Source organism: Acuticoccus kandeliae (genome assembly GCF_003073115.1).
In genome coordinates, this window is sequence record NZ_QBBV01000004.1 from 428,938 (window position 1) to 446,570 (window position 17,633).

At 67.8% G+C, this 17,633-nt stretch carries 17 protein-coding genes; 13 read left to right on the forward strand and 4 right to left on the reverse strand.

Going from position 1 to position 17,633, the window contains the following annotated elements; genetic code table 11:
• Window positions 1–79: 79 nt before the first annotated feature.
• The 10 genes from DBV35_RS25170 (at window position 80) to DBV35_RS25215 (ending at window position 10,133) form a co-directional block, all read left to right on the forward strand.
• The gene (locus DBV35_RS25170) at window positions 80–586 is read left to right on the forward strand and encodes a TRAP transporter small permease (protein ID WP_108663143.1); all 507 of its coding nucleotides are present in this window, start codon (window positions 80–82) and stop codon (window positions 584–586) included.
• Window positions 583–1,863 carry a TRAP transporter large permease gene (locus DBV35_RS25175; protein ID WP_245944080.1) on the forward strand — a complete coding sequence of 427 codons (1,281 nt, stop codon included), beginning with the start codon at window positions 583–585 and terminating at the stop codon, window positions 1,861–1,863. The genes DBV35_RS25170 and DBV35_RS25175 overlap by 4 nt, the downstream gene beginning before the upstream one ends.
• Window positions 1,864–1,885: 22 nt before the next feature.
• Window positions 1,886–2,623, forward strand: coding sequence for an SDR family NAD(P)-dependent oxidoreductase (locus DBV35_RS25180; RefSeq protein WP_108663144.1), 738 nt, complete (start codon window positions 1,886–1,888; stop codon window positions 2,621–2,623).
• Window positions 2,624–2,649: 26 nt separating this feature from the next.
• Window positions 2,650–2,871, forward strand: a complete 222-nt coding sequence (locus DBV35_RS25185) for a hypothetical protein (protein WP_108663145.1) — start codon at window positions 2,650–2,652, stop codon at window positions 2,869–2,871.
• Between the two features lie 7 nt (window positions 2,872–2,878).
• Window positions 2,879–4,300: an FAD-dependent oxidoreductase gene (locus DBV35_RS25190; RefSeq protein WP_108663146.1), complete on the forward strand. Its 1,422-nt coding sequence runs from the start codon at window positions 2,879–2,881 to the stop codon at window positions 4,298–4,300.
• Between the two features lie 160 nt (window positions 4,301–4,460).
• Complete coding sequence (locus tag DBV35_RS25195) at window positions 4,461–5,219, forward strand: IclR family transcriptional regulator (protein ID WP_108663147.1); 759 nt, start codon at window positions 4,461–4,463, stop codon at window positions 5,217–5,219.
• 103 nt (window positions 5,220–5,322) lie between these two features.
• On the forward strand, window positions 5,323–6,108 hold the full coding sequence (locus tag DBV35_RS25200; protein WP_157961971.1) for an SDR family NAD(P)-dependent oxidoreductase: 786 nt from the start codon (window positions 5,323–5,325) through the stop codon (window positions 6,106–6,108).
• A 163-nt stretch (window positions 6,109–6,271) separates the two neighbouring features.
• The gene (locus tag DBV35_RS25205) at window positions 6,272–6,697 is read left to right on the forward strand and encodes a cupin domain-containing protein (RefSeq protein ID WP_205648861.1); all 426 of its coding nucleotides are present in this window, start codon (window positions 6,272–6,274) and stop codon (window positions 6,695–6,697) included.
• Window positions 6,698–6,910: 213 nt separating this feature from the next.
• Window positions 6,911–7,588 (forward strand): DUF2161 domain-containing phosphodiesterase, encoded by a 678-nt coding sequence (locus DBV35_RS25210; protein WP_108663150.1) that lies wholly within the window; start codon window positions 6,911–6,913, stop codon window positions 7,586–7,588.
• Between the two features lie 124 nt (window positions 7,589–7,712).
• Window positions 7,713–10,133, forward strand: coding sequence for an arylsulfatase (locus DBV35_RS25215; protein WP_245944081.1), 2,421 nt, complete (start codon window positions 7,713–7,715; stop codon window positions 10,131–10,133).
• Window positions 10,134–10,180: 47 nt separating this feature from the next.
• On the opposite strand, the gene DBV35_RS25220 is transcribed toward DBV35_RS25215, so the two are convergent.
• Both DBV35_RS25220 and DBV35_RS25225 read right to left on the reverse strand, forming a co-directional pair.
• Complete coding sequence (locus tag DBV35_RS25220; protein WP_108663151.1) at window positions 10,181–11,680, reverse strand: sulfatase-like hydrolase/transferase; 1,500 nt, start codon at window positions 11,678–11,680, stop codon at window positions 10,181–10,183.
• Window positions 11,681–11,884: 204 nt separating this feature from the next.
• Window positions 11,885–12,475, reverse strand: a complete 591-nt coding sequence (locus DBV35_RS25225) for a TetR/AcrR family transcriptional regulator (protein WP_108663152.1) — start codon at window positions 12,473–12,475, stop codon at window positions 11,885–11,887.
• 147 nt (window positions 12,476–12,622) lie between these two features.
• Between DBV35_RS25225 and DBV35_RS25230 the strand changes: the two genes are divergently transcribed.
• Window positions 12,623–13,021 (forward strand): RidA family protein, encoded by a 399-nt coding sequence (locus tag DBV35_RS25230; protein WP_108663153.1) that lies wholly within the window; start codon window positions 12,623–12,625, stop codon window positions 13,019–13,021.
• A gap of 121 nt (window positions 13,022–13,142) precedes the next feature.
• On the forward strand, window positions 13,143–14,216 hold the full coding sequence (locus DBV35_RS25235) for a family 8 glycosyl hydrolase (RefSeq protein ID WP_157961972.1): 1,074 nt from the start codon (window positions 13,143–13,145) through the stop codon (window positions 14,214–14,216).
• Window positions 14,217–14,270: 54 nt separating this feature from the next.
• Here DBV35_RS25235 and DBV35_RS25240 read toward each other — a convergent pair whose 3' ends face one another.
• Entirely contained in the window at window positions 14,271–14,699 is a 429-nt protein-coding gene (locus tag DBV35_RS25240) for a GFA family protein (RefSeq protein ID WP_108663464.1), read from the reverse strand.
• Between the two features lie 104 nt (window positions 14,700–14,803).
• Window positions 14,804–15,232 (reverse strand): VOC family protein, encoded by a 429-nt coding sequence (locus DBV35_RS25245; protein ID WP_108663155.1) that lies wholly within the window; start codon window positions 15,230–15,232, stop codon window positions 14,804–14,806.
• A gap of 285 nt (window positions 15,233–15,517) precedes the next feature.
• On the opposite strand from DBV35_RS25245, the gene DBV35_RS25250 reads away from it, so the two are divergent.
• Complete coding sequence (locus tag DBV35_RS25250; RefSeq protein ID WP_108663156.1) at window positions 15,518–17,437, forward strand: PhoX family protein; 1,920 nt, start codon at window positions 15,518–15,520, stop codon at window positions 17,435–17,437.
• The last annotated feature ends 196 nt before the right edge of the window (window positions 17,438–17,633 follow it).

Here is a 17,633-nt window from a genome sequence, read left to right on the forward strand (position 1 = left end):
ACGGCGGGTCGACGATCCGCTGTGCGCCGGCCCCTTTCGCGCAGCGTCACGACGCGCATCCGCCTTGGAAGGTTCGATCATGCTCGCTTTCATTCAGGCCGTGGATCGCTGGTTCTTTCGCATCCTGCTGATCATCGGCTGCCTGATCCTCGCGACGCTGGCCGGCGTCTGCTTCTACCAAGTCTTCTCACGGTTCGTGCTGCAGGTCCCCACCATCTGGTCTGAAGCGCTGGCACGCACGCTGATGGTCTGGGCCGTTTTCCTCGGCACGCCCGTCGCGGTCCGGCGCGGTTCCGCGATCACCATGAACGTCCTGGCGGATATGGCGCCGCCGCGCCTGCGCAGGGTCATCGATGGCGTCGTCACGCTCGCCATCGCCGCGGTCCTCGTCATCACCTTATGGCAGGGCCTCGCGCTTCTCGATCGCATCTCGAACCAGCGCCTCGCCGGGCTGAACGTGCCGATCGTCTGGGCCTACGCCGCGATCCCCGTCGGCGCCGCGCTCAGCCTCGTCGCCCTCATCTGCAACGCGATCGAGCGCGCCGGCCAGCCGCCCCACGCCGCCTTCGAAGGAGACACCCCGTGAGCTTTGGGATCATTCTCGTCGCGGTGATGGTCCTCCTCATGATCGCGAGCATCCCGATCGGTTTCGCGATCATCCTCGCCAGCATCTTCGGCCTCTGGCATGCGGACCTGTTGCTGATCATCGTCCCGCAGAAGCTCTTCCAGTCGCTCGACTACGAGTCCCTCCTCGCCCTGCCGCTCTTCATCCTGGCCGGGAACATCATGGAGGCCGCGGGCATCTCACGCCGGCTCGTCGAGTTCGCGAAGTCGATCGTCGGCGGGGTGCAGGGCGGACTGCCTTTGTCCTGCGTCGTCACCTGCATGATCTTCGCCGCGGTCTCGGGTTCGAGCGTGGCCACGACTTTCGCCGTCGGCTCGATCCTCATCCCGGCGCTCGTCCAACACGGATATCCCCGCCCGTTCGCCGCATCCGTTCAGGCGACGTCCGCGGAGCTCGGCGTCATCATTCCCCCGTCGATTCCGATGATCCTCTATGGCGTGACCGCCGAGGTCTCGATCGGCGAGCTGTTCATCGCCGGCATCGGGCCGGGCGTCCTCATCGGCCTCTCGCTCCTCGCCTACGTGTTCATCTGGTGCCGCGTCACCGGCCACGGTCTGGAGGATCGCAAGGAGCGCCTCCCCTTCTCCAAGGCCGTGGTCCAGGCCGCCTTCCCGCTCGGCATGCCCGTCCTCATCCTCGGCGGCATCTATGGCGGGATCTTCACCCCGACCGAGGCGGCGGCCGTCGCGGTCATCTACGCTCTGATCCTCGGCGTGTTCGTCTACCGCCAGATCGGGTTCGCGGACATCGCCCGCGTGTTCGAGAGGTCGCTTCTGTCGACGTCGGTCATCATGCTGATCATCGCCGCCGCGGGTCTCTTCGGCTACCTCGTCACGCTGTCCGGCGCCCCCACCATGCTGACCGGCTGGCTGATCGAGTTCTTCCACGCGCAATGGTCGTTCCTGCTCGCGATCACCGTCTTCCTCTTCATCGTCGGCATGTTCTTCGAGACGAGCGCCGCGATCCTGATCCTCGTCCCCATCCTCGCTCCGGCCGCGACGGCGTTCGGTATCGACCCGATCCATTTCGGCATCCTGATGATCGTCAACCTGGCGCTCGGGATGGTCACGCCGCCCTTCGGCGTGAATCTCTTCGCCGCGAGCGCGGTCGCCAATGTCCGGGTCGAGCACATGATCCGCTCGCTGGTGCCGTTCGTGCTCGTCGTCCTCGCCTGCCTCTTCGTCATCGCCTACGTCCCCGCGGTCCCGCTGTTCCTGCGCGACCTCGCGTTCCGCTGAACCAAAGCAAGGAATAAGTAGAATGCAGAATAAGTTGAGCCTCGAAGGGGCCAACATTCTCCTGACCGGCGCTGGCGGAGGAATCGGAACGGCGACAGCCCGGGCCTTGGCCGCCGCCGGCGCCCATCTCATCCTCGTCGACTTCCGGGACATCGGCGCGCTGGCGGAGAGCCTCTCCGCCGAGGGCGCCTCCGTCGAGACCCACATCTGCGACGTGACCGACCGCGCCGCCGTCGAAGCCTTGTGCGCCGAGGTCGGCCCGCGCGTTCAGGCGGCCGTCCTCAACGCGGGCTCCAACCCGTTCAACGACTGGATGGCCCCGGACTTCGACAAGGCCTTCGCCGACCTGATGGCGGTCAACATTCTCGGCCCGATCAACTTCGCGCGGGCCCTGATCCCGCCAATGCAGGCCAACCAATATGGCCGGCTGGTGGTTCTGGGCTCCGTCGCCGGCTTCAACGGCGGCAGCATCGCCGCGGTGCCGCCGGACTATGTGATCTCGAAGGGCGGTGTCCACACCATGGTGCGCTGGCTCGCCAAGGTGGCCGGCGAATTCGTCACGGTGAACGCCGTCGCGCCGGGCGTCGTGGACACGGCGATGACGGCGGGCTCCACCTTCACGCCCCCCGCAAGCCAGCCGATCAAGCGCAAGGCGACGCCCGAGGAGATCGCCTGGCCGATCGCATTCCTCTGCTCGCCGGGCGCGAGCTACATCACCGGCGCCGTCATCGACGTGAACGGCGGCCTCGTCTTCCGCTGATGGGCAATCCGAACAGGACAGGGCCGATGAACACCTACCCGATCATTCGCTTCACGGCGCGACACGGCGCGATCATCGCCTGGTCGGGCGCCCTCCTCGCCCTCGCGGCCGCCATCGCGCTGGCGATCGCCTTTTCGAGCCTCGTCGTCATGATCGTTGGAGCAGGCGTCGCACTCGTCGTCCTCGTGCTCCTCTACAGCTACACCGAGCTCGTCCGCATCATCGCGGACACGCTTCTGCCGAGATAGCGCGGCCATGAGCGATGCCACTCTGGCGGGCCGGGTCGATCTCGCCGTCATCGGCGGCGGGATCGCCGGGATGATCGCGGCCAATCGAGCGGCCGAGATGGGCCTCAGAACGGCCGTGCTCGAGAAGGGTGCGGAGGATCGATATCTCTGCAACTCACGCTTCACCGGCGGTGTCTTCCACGTCGCGTTCCACAACCCGATGCGGCCCGCCGCCGACCTGCGCAGGATCATCGACGCCGCGACCGAGGGCGCGGCCGACCCGGCGATGGCCGAGGCGCTCGCCACCCATCTCGCCCCGACCATTCGCTGGCTTCAGAGCGAGGGGATCCGCTTCATCAAGGCGGGTCCGGCCGAATGGCAGGACTTCATCCTGTCACCGCCGCAATATCCCCGCGCCGGACTGCATTGGCCGGGCAGAGGGGGCGACGTGCTGCTGCGCACGCTGGAGCAGCGCCTTCTCGAACGCGGCGGACGTCGCGTCCGCGGCTGCCGCGTGGTCGGCCTCGCCCGCGATGAAGACGGGTTCGCGCTGGACCTCCTGCGCGACGGGCGGCCCAGCACGCTGGCGGCCCCGGCCGTCGTCATCGCCGATGGCGGATTCCAGGGAAATCCGGCCATGCTGGAGGCGCATGTCACCAAGAATCCCCAGGCACTGCGCCAACGCGGGGCCGGGACGGGATGCGGCGACGGGTTTCGCCTCGCGAGCGCAATCGGCGCGGCTGTCGTGCCGAGCGGCCAGTTCTACGGCCATGTGCTCTCCCGTGACTCGCTGCGCAACGACAAGCTCTGGCCCTATCCCTGGATCGACGACCTCGCCGGTGCGGGGATCGTGGTGGACGGCGCCGCGCGCCGCTTCGCCGACGAAGGCCGCGGCGGCGTCGTCCTTGCGAACGCCATCGCCCGCCTCGCCGACCCGAGCACGGCGATCGCGATCTTCGACGATGCGATCTGGCGCGGCGTCGGGACCGACATGCTGATCCCCGCAAACCCTCTCCTCGAGGTGCACGGCTGCGAGATCCACGCGGCCGGGACGGTCGACGCGCTGGCGGCATCGCTGGGCCTCGATCCGGTCGCCCTTCGCGAAACCGTCGACCTCTATAACGGCGCCCTCGCCGCCGGCCGGCTCGACACCCTGGTGCCGCCCCGCGAACAGCGGCGCTTCGCCTCGAAGCCGATCGTGTCACCGCCATTCCGGGCCGTCCGCGTGTGCGCGGGGATCACCTACACGATGGGCGGCATCGCAATCGACGGCGCGAGCCGCGTCCTCGACACGCAACGCCAGCCGATCCGCGGCCTCTACGCCGCCGGAGCGACGACGGGCGGCCTCGAAGGCGGCGAGGCGGTCGGCTATGTCGGCGGCCTCACCAAATCCGCGGTCACCGGCTTCCTGGCCGGCGAGACCGCGGCGAAAGAAACAATCCGGAGTTGATGGCGGGACGCTGGCCTCAGCCGGCGAAAGCAGGAACTTGCCCGCCAGAGCACTTCACGAACGGCAATACGACACTTCGTCTTCTTGAAGAGATATCAAAAAATGATAATCTTGATATCGTCGAACGCACAATTGAACTCAAAAGGTCCAAACCGAACACATGTCGGGTCTTCGCCGCTTCGTAGACATTCTGAAATTGTTCGGAATCGAGCAGAGCGATTGGACGGTACAACAGATCTCGGAGCGCCTCGGCGTTCCGGCGAGCACTGTCTACCGTTCGGTCCGGGAATTGGCGGCGACCGGCTTCATCGAACCGTCGATCGAAGGGCACTATCGCCTCGGCGCGAGCTTCATCGAGTTCGACAGGCTGGTCCGGCTGACCGACCCTCTGGTGCGCAAGGGCACGCCCCTCCTCGCGGACATCGTCGATCAGGCGCAGATTCCGTGCGTGGCGGTGGTCGCGCGCCTCTACGACAGCCGGGTGATGTGCGTCGCGGATCGCGCCTCCAAGGGGTCGACCATCCACACGAGCTACGAACGCGGGCTTCCGCGGCCGTTGACGCTCGGCGCCACCTCCAAGGCCATCCTCGCCCAACTGCAACCGCGCAAATTGGCCAAGCTGATCGAGCACGAGGACTGGTCGAGCCGACCCGGCACGGCGGCGACGAGCGCGGAGGAGTTCCGCAAGGAACTCGCCGCCATCCGCAAGCGCGGCTACTGCATCGGCCGGGGCGAGGTGGACGAGGGTCTTGTCGGCATCGCGGCCCCGCTGTCGGTCGCGGAGCGTGCGATCACGGGCAGTCTCAGCCTCGTCGTGCGCGCGTCGGATGTCGATGCGAGCATCGAGCGCCGCCTCATTCTGCTCGTGGTCTCATCCGCGGGCCTGCTCTCGGACGAACTTCGCTCCGACCTTCCCTGACGCACGCCGATCCGTACCGGGCCGCCCGGGCGCGCACGCCTGCGCGCGCGAACGACCTTGCGTGCCCTCCCCCTTCATCCCCGATCGACCTTGGAGCCTTCCAATGACCATCCACGCGCATCTTGAAAAGCTGTTCTCGCTCGATGGAAAGGTCGCCGTTGTGACCGGATCGGGTCAGGGCCTCGGCTGGGGCATCGCCGACCTCCTCGCCAAGGCGGGCGCGACGGTGGCGATCAACGATCTCGATCCCAAGACGGTCGATCGCCGGGTCGGCCAGATCACGGACCAGGGTTTGAAAGCGACGCCCTTGCCGTTCGACGTGACCGATCACGCCGCCGCCCGCACCGCGATCGACTCCCTCGCCGACCGGCACGGATCGGTCGACATCGTCGTCAACAATGCCGGGATCCAGAACCGGAAGCCGATCGTCGACTATCTCCCGCACGAGTGGGATGCGCTGCAGCAGACGCACGTCGGCGGCACGTTCAACGTCACCCAGGCGGCCGCCCGGCACATGATCGCCGGCGGTCGCGGGGGCCGCATCGTGAACCTCGGATCGATCGCGACCCTGAGCTCTCGCGTGCCGATGGCCGCCTACGCGGCGGCGAAGGGGGCGCTGACGGCCGTCACCCACGCCCTCGCCTCCGAGCTCGGCCGCCACGGGATCACATGCAACGCGCTCGAACCCGGCTTCATGGCGACCGAGTTCACGAAGTCCCTCACGGAAAACGAGGAATTCTCCGCATTCGTGAGAACCCGCGTCCCCGCCGGGCGGTGGGGAACGCCGGACGACATCGCCCCGGCGGTGCTCTATCTCACATCCCCGGCCGCCTCCTACGTGAACGGGACGATCCTCAGAATTGATGGTGGGACGCTTTCGTACCTTTAGTGACCATGTCGCGGCATGACTGGAGACGACTTCGTACCACCTCAACAGGCGTCGGAACCCCGGGATGACCTCCAGGCCGAACGGCGATTTCGCGCCAAGCCTCGATCTTTGCGCTAGCATCCTCCCCGTCACAGCCCGGCAGTGCGCGAGAAGGGACGCCGATATGGCCATGCAGAAGCATGACGGGGTCGCGGTCATCAGGCCGGGAGAGACCTATGTCGGGAAGCAGGGATTCACCTATGGCGCCGGCGCATCGATGGAGACGGTCGGCGCCCTGAAGGTGTGCATGAATATTCTGCCGATGCCGCCAAGGGTCGTCGCCAAGGCGCACTATCATGAAGGGATCGAGACGATCGCGTACATGCTGGAGGGCGAGTGCGCGGTCTATTATGGCGAGCATCTGGAGAAGATGGTTCGCGTGCGCGAGGGCGAGCAATGCTTTGTCGCCGCCAGCGTGCCGCACGCTCCGCGCAACGAGAGCGGCAGGCGGTGCACCTGGATCGTGGTCCACTCGTCCGGGAGCGACCAGGACGGGATCGTCCTCCTCCCCGAACTCGATGAGGAACTCGCGGCCCGTCTCGCTGGCTAGGGGCAAGGAACCGGGCCGCCTCTCCGCTTCGCCGCTTCGCCACTCCCCACTCACCGTCTCCTCCCGGCCGCTGGCCCCTTCCCTCGTCGCCTCCCGGCTCCGGCCCCTCGCCGCCGCAAATCGTCCCCCTCACCCCAGTCGCCCGCCTCTCCGGACCGCTCGCGATCAACCCTCGTTTCCCAGACATTCACCAATTTCCCCCTCAATCGCGGCATGGAACGATTCCGCGAAACCGACCTCTATCCGCCGGTCAAAGGCTTTCTCGAAGGCCAGGGCTTTGCCGTGAAGGGTGAGGTGTCGGACGCGGATGTTGTCGCCTGCCGCGGGGACGATCCGCCGGTGATCGTCGAGCTGAAGGCGGGGTTCTCGCTCGCCCTCCTGCACCAGGCCGTGGCGCGGCTTGCCATCACCGATGCGGTCTATCTGTGCGTGCCGCGGCGCTCGGGGCGCGTCGCGTGGCGGGCTTTGCAGGACAATGTGAAGCTCTGCCGCCGGCTCGGGCTCGGGGTGATGAGCGTGCGGCTCAGCGATGGGTTCGTCGAGGTCCATTGCGATCCGGGACCCTACGCGCCGCGCAAGTCGAAGCCGCGGAAGGAGCGGCTGCTGCGCGAATTCACACGGCGACGGGGGGATCCGGCCTCGGGCGGGGCTACGCGCGTCGAGCAGGTCACCGCCTACCGCCAGGACGCGATCCTGATCGCGGGCCATCTCGCCGCGACCGGGCCCTCCAACGGGATCGCGGTCGCCCGCGCGACCGGCGTCGAGAACGCGACGCGGATGATGCGCGACGACCATTATGGCTGGTTCGAGCGCGTCAGCCGCGGCACCTACGCGCTCACGGACGCTGGCCGGGACGGCCTCGCCCGGTACAACGCCGGGCCTCGCCAGTAAGACGCCCCTTGCCTTTCGGCAAGAAAAAGCTCGCATCCGTTCCATTGAATTTTTGACTTCCGTCAACGCGCTCAAGCCGCGTGGCAATATTCTTCAAAAAGAACAACAAGAAATGAGGAATATTATGCCTCGCATCATACTATCCTCCTTCCTCTTCATGCTGGTCTTGCCGGTCTCGGCGCAGGAAATCCTGCCCTTTCCGCCGACGCCCTCCGGAAGCACGGCCGAGGAGACGATGCAGGGGTCCGTCTACAGTCCCCTGCCGCCCGTCAGCCATCTTCCCAAGGACGCCCCGAACATCCTCATCGTCCTCATCGACGATGTCGGCCCGGCCCAGGCCGACACGTTCGGCGGCGAGATCCACACGCCGACCTTGAGCCAGATCGCCTCGGAGGGGATCGCCTTCGCCCGCTTCCACACGACGGCCATGTGCTCGCCGACGCGGGCCGCCCTGCTGACCGGGCGCAATCACAACCGCGTCGCCAACGGCCAGATCGCCGAGCTCGCCAACGATTGGGACGGCTATCGCGGCATCATGCCGAAGAGCAGCGCCACCGTCGCCGAGGTGCTGAGGGATTATGGCTACAGCACCGCCGCCTTCGGCAAGTGGCACAACACGCCCGCCAACCACACCACCGCCGCCGGCCCGTTCCAATACTGGCCGTCCGGTTACGGCTTCGAATATTTCTACGGCTTCCTCGCCGGCGAGGCCTCGCAATACGAGCCGATGCTCGTGCGCAACACGGCCTTCGTCGAGACGCCGCACACCTCGGGCGGGCATGACTACTACCACCTCAGCGAGGATCTTGCCGACGATGCGATCGGCTGGCTGAAGACGCACAAGGCCCTCGCCCCGGACAAGCCCTTCTTCATGTATTGGGCGAGCGGGGCCTCGCACGGGCCGCATCAGGTGCCGAAAGAATGGGCCGACAAATATAGCGGCAAGTTCGACGACGGGTGGGACCAGTATCGCGAGCGCGCCTTCGCACGCGCCAAGGCGCAAGGCTGGATCCCCGAGACGACCGCGTTGACGCCGCGCCCGGCGACGCTCGCCTCCTGGGACTCGATCCCGGAGGGCGAGAAGCCGTTTCAGCGCCGCCTGATGGAGGTGTTCGCCGGCTTCACCGAGCATGTGGACGCCCAGGTCGGCCGCGTGGTCGAGGAGATCGACCGGCTCGGCTACGGCGAAAACACGATCATCTTCTACATCTGGGGCGACAACGGCGCCTCGGCGGAGGGGCAGAGCGGCACCATCAGCGAGCTGCTCGCCCAGAACGGCATCCCCGTCACCACCGAGGCGCAGATCAAGGCGCTCGACGCGCTGGGCGGGCTCGATGTGCTCGGATCGCCGAAGACCGACAACATGTACCACGCCGGCTGGGCCTGGGCGGGGAGCACGCCCTACCAGGCAACGAAGCTCATCGCCTCCCATTTCGGCGGGACGCGCAACCCGCTCGCCGTCCGCTGGCCCGCCCACATCGCGCCGGATTCGCGCCCGCGCGCGCAGTTCCTGCACGTGATCGACGTGGTGCCGACCCTCTACGATATCCTCGGCATCACGCCGCCGCGCGTCGTCAACGGCATCACCCAGGACAGCTTCGACGGCACGAGCTTCGCCGCAGCGCTCGAGGACGCCGACGCGCCGGAGGTCCGGCACACCCAATATTTCGACATCATGGGCAGCCGCGGGATCTATCGCGACGGCTGGATGGCGTCGGCGTTCGGCCCGCGCGCCCCCTGGGTCCCCGGCATCCCCGAAGGCATCCTCGACTGGAACCCGGATGAGGACCAGTGGGAACTCTACGACATCACGAAGGATTGGTCGCAGGCGAACGACCTCGCCGGCGCGATGCCGGAGCGGCTCGCCGAGCTGAAGCGGCTCTTCCTCATCGAGCTGACGCGCAACAACGGGTTGCCGGTCGGGGGCGGGCTCTGGATCCCGGTCCTCCATCCTGAGCTGAAGATATCGCCGCCCTACACGTCATGGACCTTTCCGGGCGCGATCACGCGCGTGCCGGAGTTCGCCGCGCCCACCCTCGGCAACAAGCACAACCGCGTCCATGTCGAGCTCGACGCGCCGGCCGGTGCGAACGGCGTCATCTACGCGCTCGGCGGCTTCTCGGGCGGGCTTGCGCTTTACGTGAAGGACGGGGTGCTGTCCTACGAGTACAACCTCTTCGAGGTGCAGCGCACCCACATCCGCGCCACCGAGCCGCTGCCGGCCGGCAAGGTGACGATCGAGGCGGAGACCCGCTATCTGGAGCGCAGGCCGGCGGGGCCGCTTTCGGTCGTCCTGAAGGTGAACGGCGCGGAGGTCGCCTCGGGCGTGGTGCCGGTCAGCGCGCCGCTTGGCTTCACGGCGAACGACGCGCTCGACTTCGGACGCGACCTCGGCTCCCCCGTCAGCGTCGACTATTTCGACGAGGCCCCGTTCGCGTTCAACGGCACCATCGAGGGCGCGACGGTCGCCTATCTCGGCGCCGACGCCACGCTCGACGGCGCGGCGGAGCGGGAGATCGAAGCGCCGATGCCCGTCGCGGACTGAGACGCCCGCCGCCGGTACCCTCGGCGCCGGCGGCGGGGGCTTCCCTCTCAATCGTCGTCGTCGCGTCGGCCTTTGCCGCCCCTGCCGCCCTTGCCGCCCGTGTCGACGAGGGCGGCAGCGGGGGCGTTCACCAGCATCTCGTCGAGGGTTGCCGACAGGCGCGCGCGCACTTGGTCATACGCCTTGTCCGTCACGCGGTTGGTCGTCTCGTGGGGGTCCACGGCGTAGTCGTAGAGCTCCTCCTCCCGCGCGGGGCCGCTGCCATAGCGGGTGTAGCGGTAGTGGTCCCACCGCAGCGACCAGTTGCCGGGGTTCCAGGCCGAGAGCACCGGCGCGGCCTCGGACGGCGCGTCGCGTCCGATCAGCGGGAGGAGCGAGCGGCTGCAATAGGCGGGATGGTCCGGCACGGGCCAGCCGCAGAGGTCGGCGAGCGTCGCGAAGGTGGATGTGGTCGACACCGGCGTCTCGATCGCGCACGGCGGCGGCAGGCCGCGCGCCTTGCGGATCGCCTCCGGCACGCGCACCAGGAACGGGACGCGCAGCGAGCGCTCCCACAGCGTGTACTTGCCCCAGTGCTGCATCTCGCCGAGATGGTGCCCGTGGTCGGTCCACACGACGACGATGGTGTTCTCGTCCCGCCCCGCATTCTTGAGCGCGGCCCAGACGAGGCCGAACATGAAGTCGGTCCAGTAGATCGAGGCGAGATACCAGCGCGCCGCCTCCGCCCACTGGCCGGACTGCTTGATCACCTCGTGACGGGTCCCGCGCACCGGCGGCTCCCCTGCGCGGCCCGGCCAATAGACGAAATTCGCCATCTTCTTCACCCAGTCGACGGCCGTGCGCGGGAGACGTGCCGCCGCCGGGTCGATGTCGGGCCCGACGGGGATGTCGCCGCCGAGGAACGGGGCCGCGAACTCCGGCGGGACCTGCCAGGGCAGATGCGGCTTGTTGAAGCCGACGCCGGCGAAGAGCGGCTTGTCGCGCGGCACGGTGAAGAGCTTCTCGGAGATGTGGCGGACCGCCTTCGCGTCGCGCCAGTCGTTCATCGGCCGGTCGAGGCCGCCCCAGTCGAACGGGGCGGGGTTCGGGTTGGCGGGCCAGCCGCGATAGATCGCGCTCGCGGGCTCCCCCTCGGCGGACGGGTTGGTGCCGACATCGAAGAACTCGTCCCACGCGTCGGGATCCTCGCGCAGGACCACCTTCGGCATGACGCTGTGCCAGAGCTTGCCCGCGCCGACGGTGTGATAGCCCTCGCCGTGGGCGGTGCCGGCGATGGTCCTGTAGGGCGCGAGCGTGCTCATCCAGTCCGCCACGTCCTTCGATATCAGGCCCGAGACGTGCGGGCTCGTTCCGAGCATGACGTTGAGGCGCGAGGTCTTGCAGTAGGGCGTCGGGCACATCGCGCGGTTGAAGCGGAAGGATTGGGCCGCGAGCGCGTCGAGGTTCGGCGTGCGCGCCCAGGGGTGGCCGCCGAGCCAGCCGGTCCAGTCGTTCATGTCATCGATGGCGACGAAGAGGATGTCGGGTCGGGTCAGCGTCGCCTCCACGGATCGGTCCGGGCCCCCGCCGTCGCGACAGCGCCGAGGACGTGCCGCCTAGAAATTGGATGGAAGCGCGGCGCTTGTCACCTGCCTCAGCGCCGCTCCCCGCCTCATCCCGCGAACTTCCGCACCGAAACGCCGCGCTCTCGGCTTTCGGCTGACGAGCACGCAGGTTCATCCCGCCATGCTTCCATGACGGGATGGCGCTCTCTAGGACTTCGCGAGGAGCCCCGTCGCGAGGGCGCGGAAGGCATCCACGACCTTCGGCAGGACCGCCGCCGGGTCGTCGCTTGCGGCGACCCAGAGCGCCGCGTTGAGCGCCGCGCCGTTGAGAAGGCGCGCCGCCGCCTCCGGGTCGACGGGCTTCATCGTCCCGTCTTCGATCATCCGCCGCACGGCCTCCAGCGTCGCCTCCAGGCACGCATTCTGGCTCGGCCAGCGGGACGGGTCGCCGAGCACGGCCGGCCCGTCGAGGAGGACGATGCGCTGGATCTCGGGATCGAGCGCGAGCTCGATATAGGCCGCGCCCTCCTCCATCAGCGCGTCCCACTCGCTCGCCGCTCCCGCGGCCCGCGCCCGCGCCGCCGCCGCCATCTCCCCGTCGATCTCATGGACGACGGCCGCGAGGAGACCGCGCTTGTCGCCGAAATTGTGATAGAGCGCGCCGCGCGTGAGGCCCGCCTCCGCCGTCAAATCGTCCATCGAGGCCGCCGCGTAGCCCTTCTGCGCGAAGGCCTTGCGCGCCGCGCCGATCAGCTTCGCCCGGTTCTCCGCCATCGTCTCCGCGCGCCGCCGCGCCATCGCCCGCCCCCAGATTTCAAATACGCGACGTATGTGGATTGACATACGCGCCGTATGCCCAATATCTCGCATACGCCACGTATTTCAACCACCGGACGGCGCGCGACGCCGCCCTCCGTGGCCCCATCCGTCTTCAAGGAGCACACGATGCCCCAGCGCGACATCATCTTCCCGGCGGGCCGCACCGCCCTTTACGAGAAGCACGCCTATTCCGCCGCGATCCGCTCCGGCGACCTCCTCTTCGTCTCCGGCCAGGTCGGCAGCCGCGAGGACGGCTCGCCCGAGCCCGATTTCGGCGACCAGGTGCGTCGCGCCTTCGACAATCTGAAGGCGACGCTCGCGGCCGCCGGCTGCACGCTCGACGATCTCATCGATGTCACGACCTTCCACACCGACCCCGAGCGCCAGTTCGAGACGGTCCTCGCGGTGAAGGACGAGAACTTCCCCGCCCCGCCATTTCCGAACTGGACCGCCGTCGGCGTCACCTGGCTCGCCGGGTTTGATTTCGAAATCAAAGTGGTCGCCCGGATCCCGGACGCCGGCTGACCGCCGCCTCTCGCGCCGGATCAGCCGGACGTTGCCATCGACGCCCCCTCGCGCTTTAGGATGGACCATCGCGAGGAGACCCACGATGGCACGGACCCGATCTCGATTTTGGCGCAGCGGCGTGACGGCGATCACGGTCGCCTGCCTCGCCCTCGCGGGCGCTCCCGCGGGGGCGCAGGACCTCTACCAGGGCCCGGCCGCCAAGCAGCTCAAGGCCGACTTCTACGCCTGGTACCGTGCGCTCGCCGCCGACTTCGCGAGCCGCTACATGGAGCCGAGCGGGCGCATCTTCGATCCGGAGAATGGCGGCATCTCCCACTCGGAGAGCCAGGCCTACGGCATGGCGATCGCCTTCTCGGCCGACCTGCCGGAGGCGTTCGACCGGATCTGGAGCTGGACGCGGGACAATCTGCGCAATGCGGACGGCCTCCACGCCTGGAAATATGTGCCGGGCCAGGGCGTCGTCGACCGGAACAACGCGACCGACGCCGACCTCATCATCGCCGCGATGCTGAGCCTTGCCGCCAAGCGCTGGAACCGGGGCGACTATCTCGCCTACGCCGCGCAGACGGCCGACTCGCTCGGCAAGTCCGTCCTCGTGAACCACAAGGGCCGCGTCGTGATGCTGCCGGGAAAGGTGGGCTTCATGCCCCCGTCGCAGCCGGACGGGCCGGTGGTGAACCTCTCCTACTATCATTTCGACATGATGCAGGTGGTGGCGGACCTTGCCCCGCAGCACCCCTGGGGCGCGGCGATCGAGACCGGCTGGTCCTTCTATCTGAGGGTGCTCCAGGCCTGGAATCCCAGCGACTGGACCTCGGTCGCAGACCCGGACCATCCCGTCCCCGCGCGCAACTTCCCGAAGCGCTCGTCCTATGACGCGATCCGCGCGCCCATCAACATCTTGTCGACGCCGTGGGCCGCGCGGCCGGATGTGCTGAAGATCATCGACGACCGCTTCAAGCAATATGGCGGCATCCCCGGCATCTTCGATCCGGGCCGCGGCGAGCGCGTCGGCCATATGCAGAATTCGGGCTACCGGCTGATCGCGGCCTCGGTTGCCTGCGTGGCCTCTGGTGAGGCGATCCCGATCGAGCTCCTCCAGTTCCGCCCGGAGACCTATTTCAGCTCCGCGCTCCATCTGATCGTGATCCACCAGCTCTACACCAAGCACCCGGAGTGCATCCGCTTCTGATGGATGCGCGCCCCGGCCGCGTCGGACCGGGGCGCTCCGCGCGGTGGAGCGGCGCTACTCGGGCACCATCTCGCCGGAGCCGCCGAACTCGGCGGGGAAGTCCTTCAGCTTGGGCAAGCCGTCCTTCATGGGCAGGACGGTCTCGGCGTAGTTCACGTGGACGCCGGGATGGAACGCGACGGTGGGCAGGATCGCGGCGTAGACATCGACGAGGTTGATCGTCGGATGGCCCGCCATCAGGTGGCCGCCGCACAGCGCGCACCACTTGCGGTCCGTGAACGCGGTCTTGCTGAAGACCTTGAGATGCTCCTCCCCCTTGACCACGCGGACCGTCTCGGGGGCCCACAAGGTAAATGCATTTACGGGACCGGCGGACCACTGCCGGCAACTCGTGCAATGACAATATCCCATCGCGACGGGGTCCCCCGTCACCTCGATCTTGACCGCGCCACAGAAGCAGGAGCCTTCGTGCGTATTCGCCATCATGTCCTCCCAGGATAAGGGCGCGAAAGGATAGCACGGACGGCGGCCATGATCCGGCCAGAGGGCGTCTGCGAGGCGGGCGTGTGCGCGAAGGGCGTCTCGGTCTATTGCGGGATCGTGAGCGCCCCGTCCGCGTCGAGGTGCCAGAAGGGGTTGTGCGCGACCTCCCAGACGTGGCCGTCGGGGTCTTCATAGTAGCCCGAATAGCCGCCCCAGAAGACCTTCTCGGGCCGCTTCAGCGGCCGCGCCCCGGCCGCGAGCGCGGCCTCGAAGGCGGCGTCCACCGCGGCGGCGTCGGGGAAATTCTGCGCGAGCGTCACCGCGCCGGTGCCGAGCGCGGCGTCCAGCCGCCCCTGGTCCTGCGCCAGATCGGCCTTGCCGAAGAGCGCGAGCGCCGAGCCCGCCATCCTGTAGAAGACCACGCTGTCGGTCTCGCCCGGCACCTCGACCCAGCCGAGCGCGCCGTAAAAGGCCCGCGCCCGCGCCATGTCCTCGACACCCAAGGTGATGAGCGTCACCCGTTGCGGAGTCATCTCCGTCCCTCCCTGCCGTCGCGCGCCGCACGGACGGCGCGGCACAAGGGACCACATAAAGGCCTCCGCCGATTTGTCGATCCCGGGCGCGGAGAGGCCCGCGCAGTATTGCCGCAGGATGAGAAAAGCCCATGCCCCAACCTGAAGAAATATACAATTCTCTCTTATATTTCAGATGCTTAACGGAAACCCCCGGTGTCATTTCACTGTCAAATATTAAAATTAGACGTATTCTGACCTTGGCATCCAGCCGAGGATTTTGCTGCTTCGCAGGAGTGTCGAATCTTGGAACCGATCAACAAGACAAAGCTTTCGGCCGACGAGTGGGATGAGCTGAACTTCCCCCGCCCCGAGGTCCAGGAATTTGACCGGGTCGTCGAGCGCGCCATCTCCCGGCGCGGCTTCCTCGGCGGCACTCTCGCCTTCGGCTCCGGCGCGCTCGTCATGGGCAGCGCCTTCGTGAAGGGCGGCACCGCCGAGGCCGCGCAGACCTCGCGCTTCGCCTTCGAGCAGATCGCCGCGCAGACCGATTCCACCATCCACGTTCCGGCCGGCTACAACTGGAAGGTCCTCGTGCGCTGCGGCGACCCGCTCTTCTCCGACGCGCCCGCGTTCGACCCGAAGGCCGGCATCCCCAACGCCGGCGCCGACCGCGTCTTCGGTGAGAACACCGACGGCATGGAGCTCTTCCTGGTCGACGGCCACGAGATCCTCGCCGTCAACAGCGAATACGTGAACAACGACATCAACCTGCCGCACACCGCCGACGGCACGCCGGCGACCGCGGAAGACGTCGAGCTCCTGCAGAAGCTCCAGGGCGTCGCCGTGATGGAGATCGCCGAGGGCGAGGACGGCTGGACCGTCGTCACCGACAGCCCGTTCAACCGCCGCATCACGCACCTCTCCCCGATGGCGATCGACGGCCCGGCCGCCGGCCATCCGCTGCTGCAGACCGAAGCCGACCCGACCGGCACGCAGTCGCTCGGCACCTTCAACAATTGCGGCGCGGGCCAGACCCCCTGGGGCACCTATCTGACCTGCGAAGAGAACTTCAACGGCTATTTCGGCGCGAACGGCGACCTGCCGTCCGACGAGACGGTCGCCAACGGCTACAAGCGCTACGGCATCAACGCCAAGGGCGCGGGCTACAACTATCATGCGTTCGACGCGCGCTTCGACGTGACGAAGAACCCGAACGAGCCGCACCGCGCGGGCTACATCGTCGAGATCGACCCGTCCGACCCGACCTCCACGCCGGTGAAGCGCACCGCGCTCGGCCGCATCAAGCACGAGAACGCCGCCGCGGCGATCGCGCCGGACGGCCGCGTCGTCGTCTATATGGGCGACGATGAGCGTGGCGAGTTCATCTACAAGTGGCTCTCACGCGACATCTATGTCCCGGGCGGCGACACCTCGACCCTCCTCACCGAGGGCCAGCTCTATGTCGCGAAGTTCAACGACGACATGACCGGCGAGTGGCTCGCCCTCACCCCCGAGACGACGGGGATGGACGCGGCCATGATCGCGATCTTCACCCGCACCGCGGGCTCGGCCGTCGGCGCCACCACCATGGACCGCCCGGAATGGGTCGCCGTGAACCCGACCGCGATCGAGGCCTATTGCTGCCTCACCAACAACAGCCGCCGCGGCGCGAAGACCGATGACGGCAAGATCCGCACGAATGCGGGCGGCGACGCGATGACCCTCAACGCGCCGAACCCGCGCGAGACCAACGACTACGGTCAGATCGTGCGCTGGCGTCCGCACAATGACGACCACGCCGCCGACTCGTTCGACTGGGACCTCTACGTGATGGCCGGCAACCCGACCGTTCACGCCGACACCCCCTATGCCGGCACGGCGAATATCAACGCGGGCAACCTCTTCAACTCGCCCGACGGCATGAAGATCGACACCTCGGGCCTCATCTGGATCCAGACCGACGGCGACGATTCCAACGAAGGCGACTTCGCCGGCATGGGCAACAACCAGATGCTCGCGGGCGACCCCTTCACCGGCGAGATCCGCCGCTTCCTGACCGGCCCGAACGGCAGCGAAGTGACCGGCATCGCCTGGTCGTCGGACCGCCGCACGATGTTCGTCGGCATCCAGCACCCCGCCGCCCCCTTCCCGGACGGCGAAGGCAGCCTGCCGCGCTCCGCGATCGTCGCGGTGAAGCGGGACGACAAGGCCCTCGTCGGCTGATCGGCCCTACAGGGACGCCGCACCCCGGCGTCCCCTCCACCCGGCGGCCGACGCCCCCCGCATCCGGCCGCCGGGTGCGCGCCTGTCCCGCCGCACCGCCGCGGATCGCCCCGAAAGTCTCGGGATCGGCCGGCCATGTCCCGCGGCATAGTCTCCACGCCTCTTTTGCATTGGACATCGCCCGCGCGGCGATGAT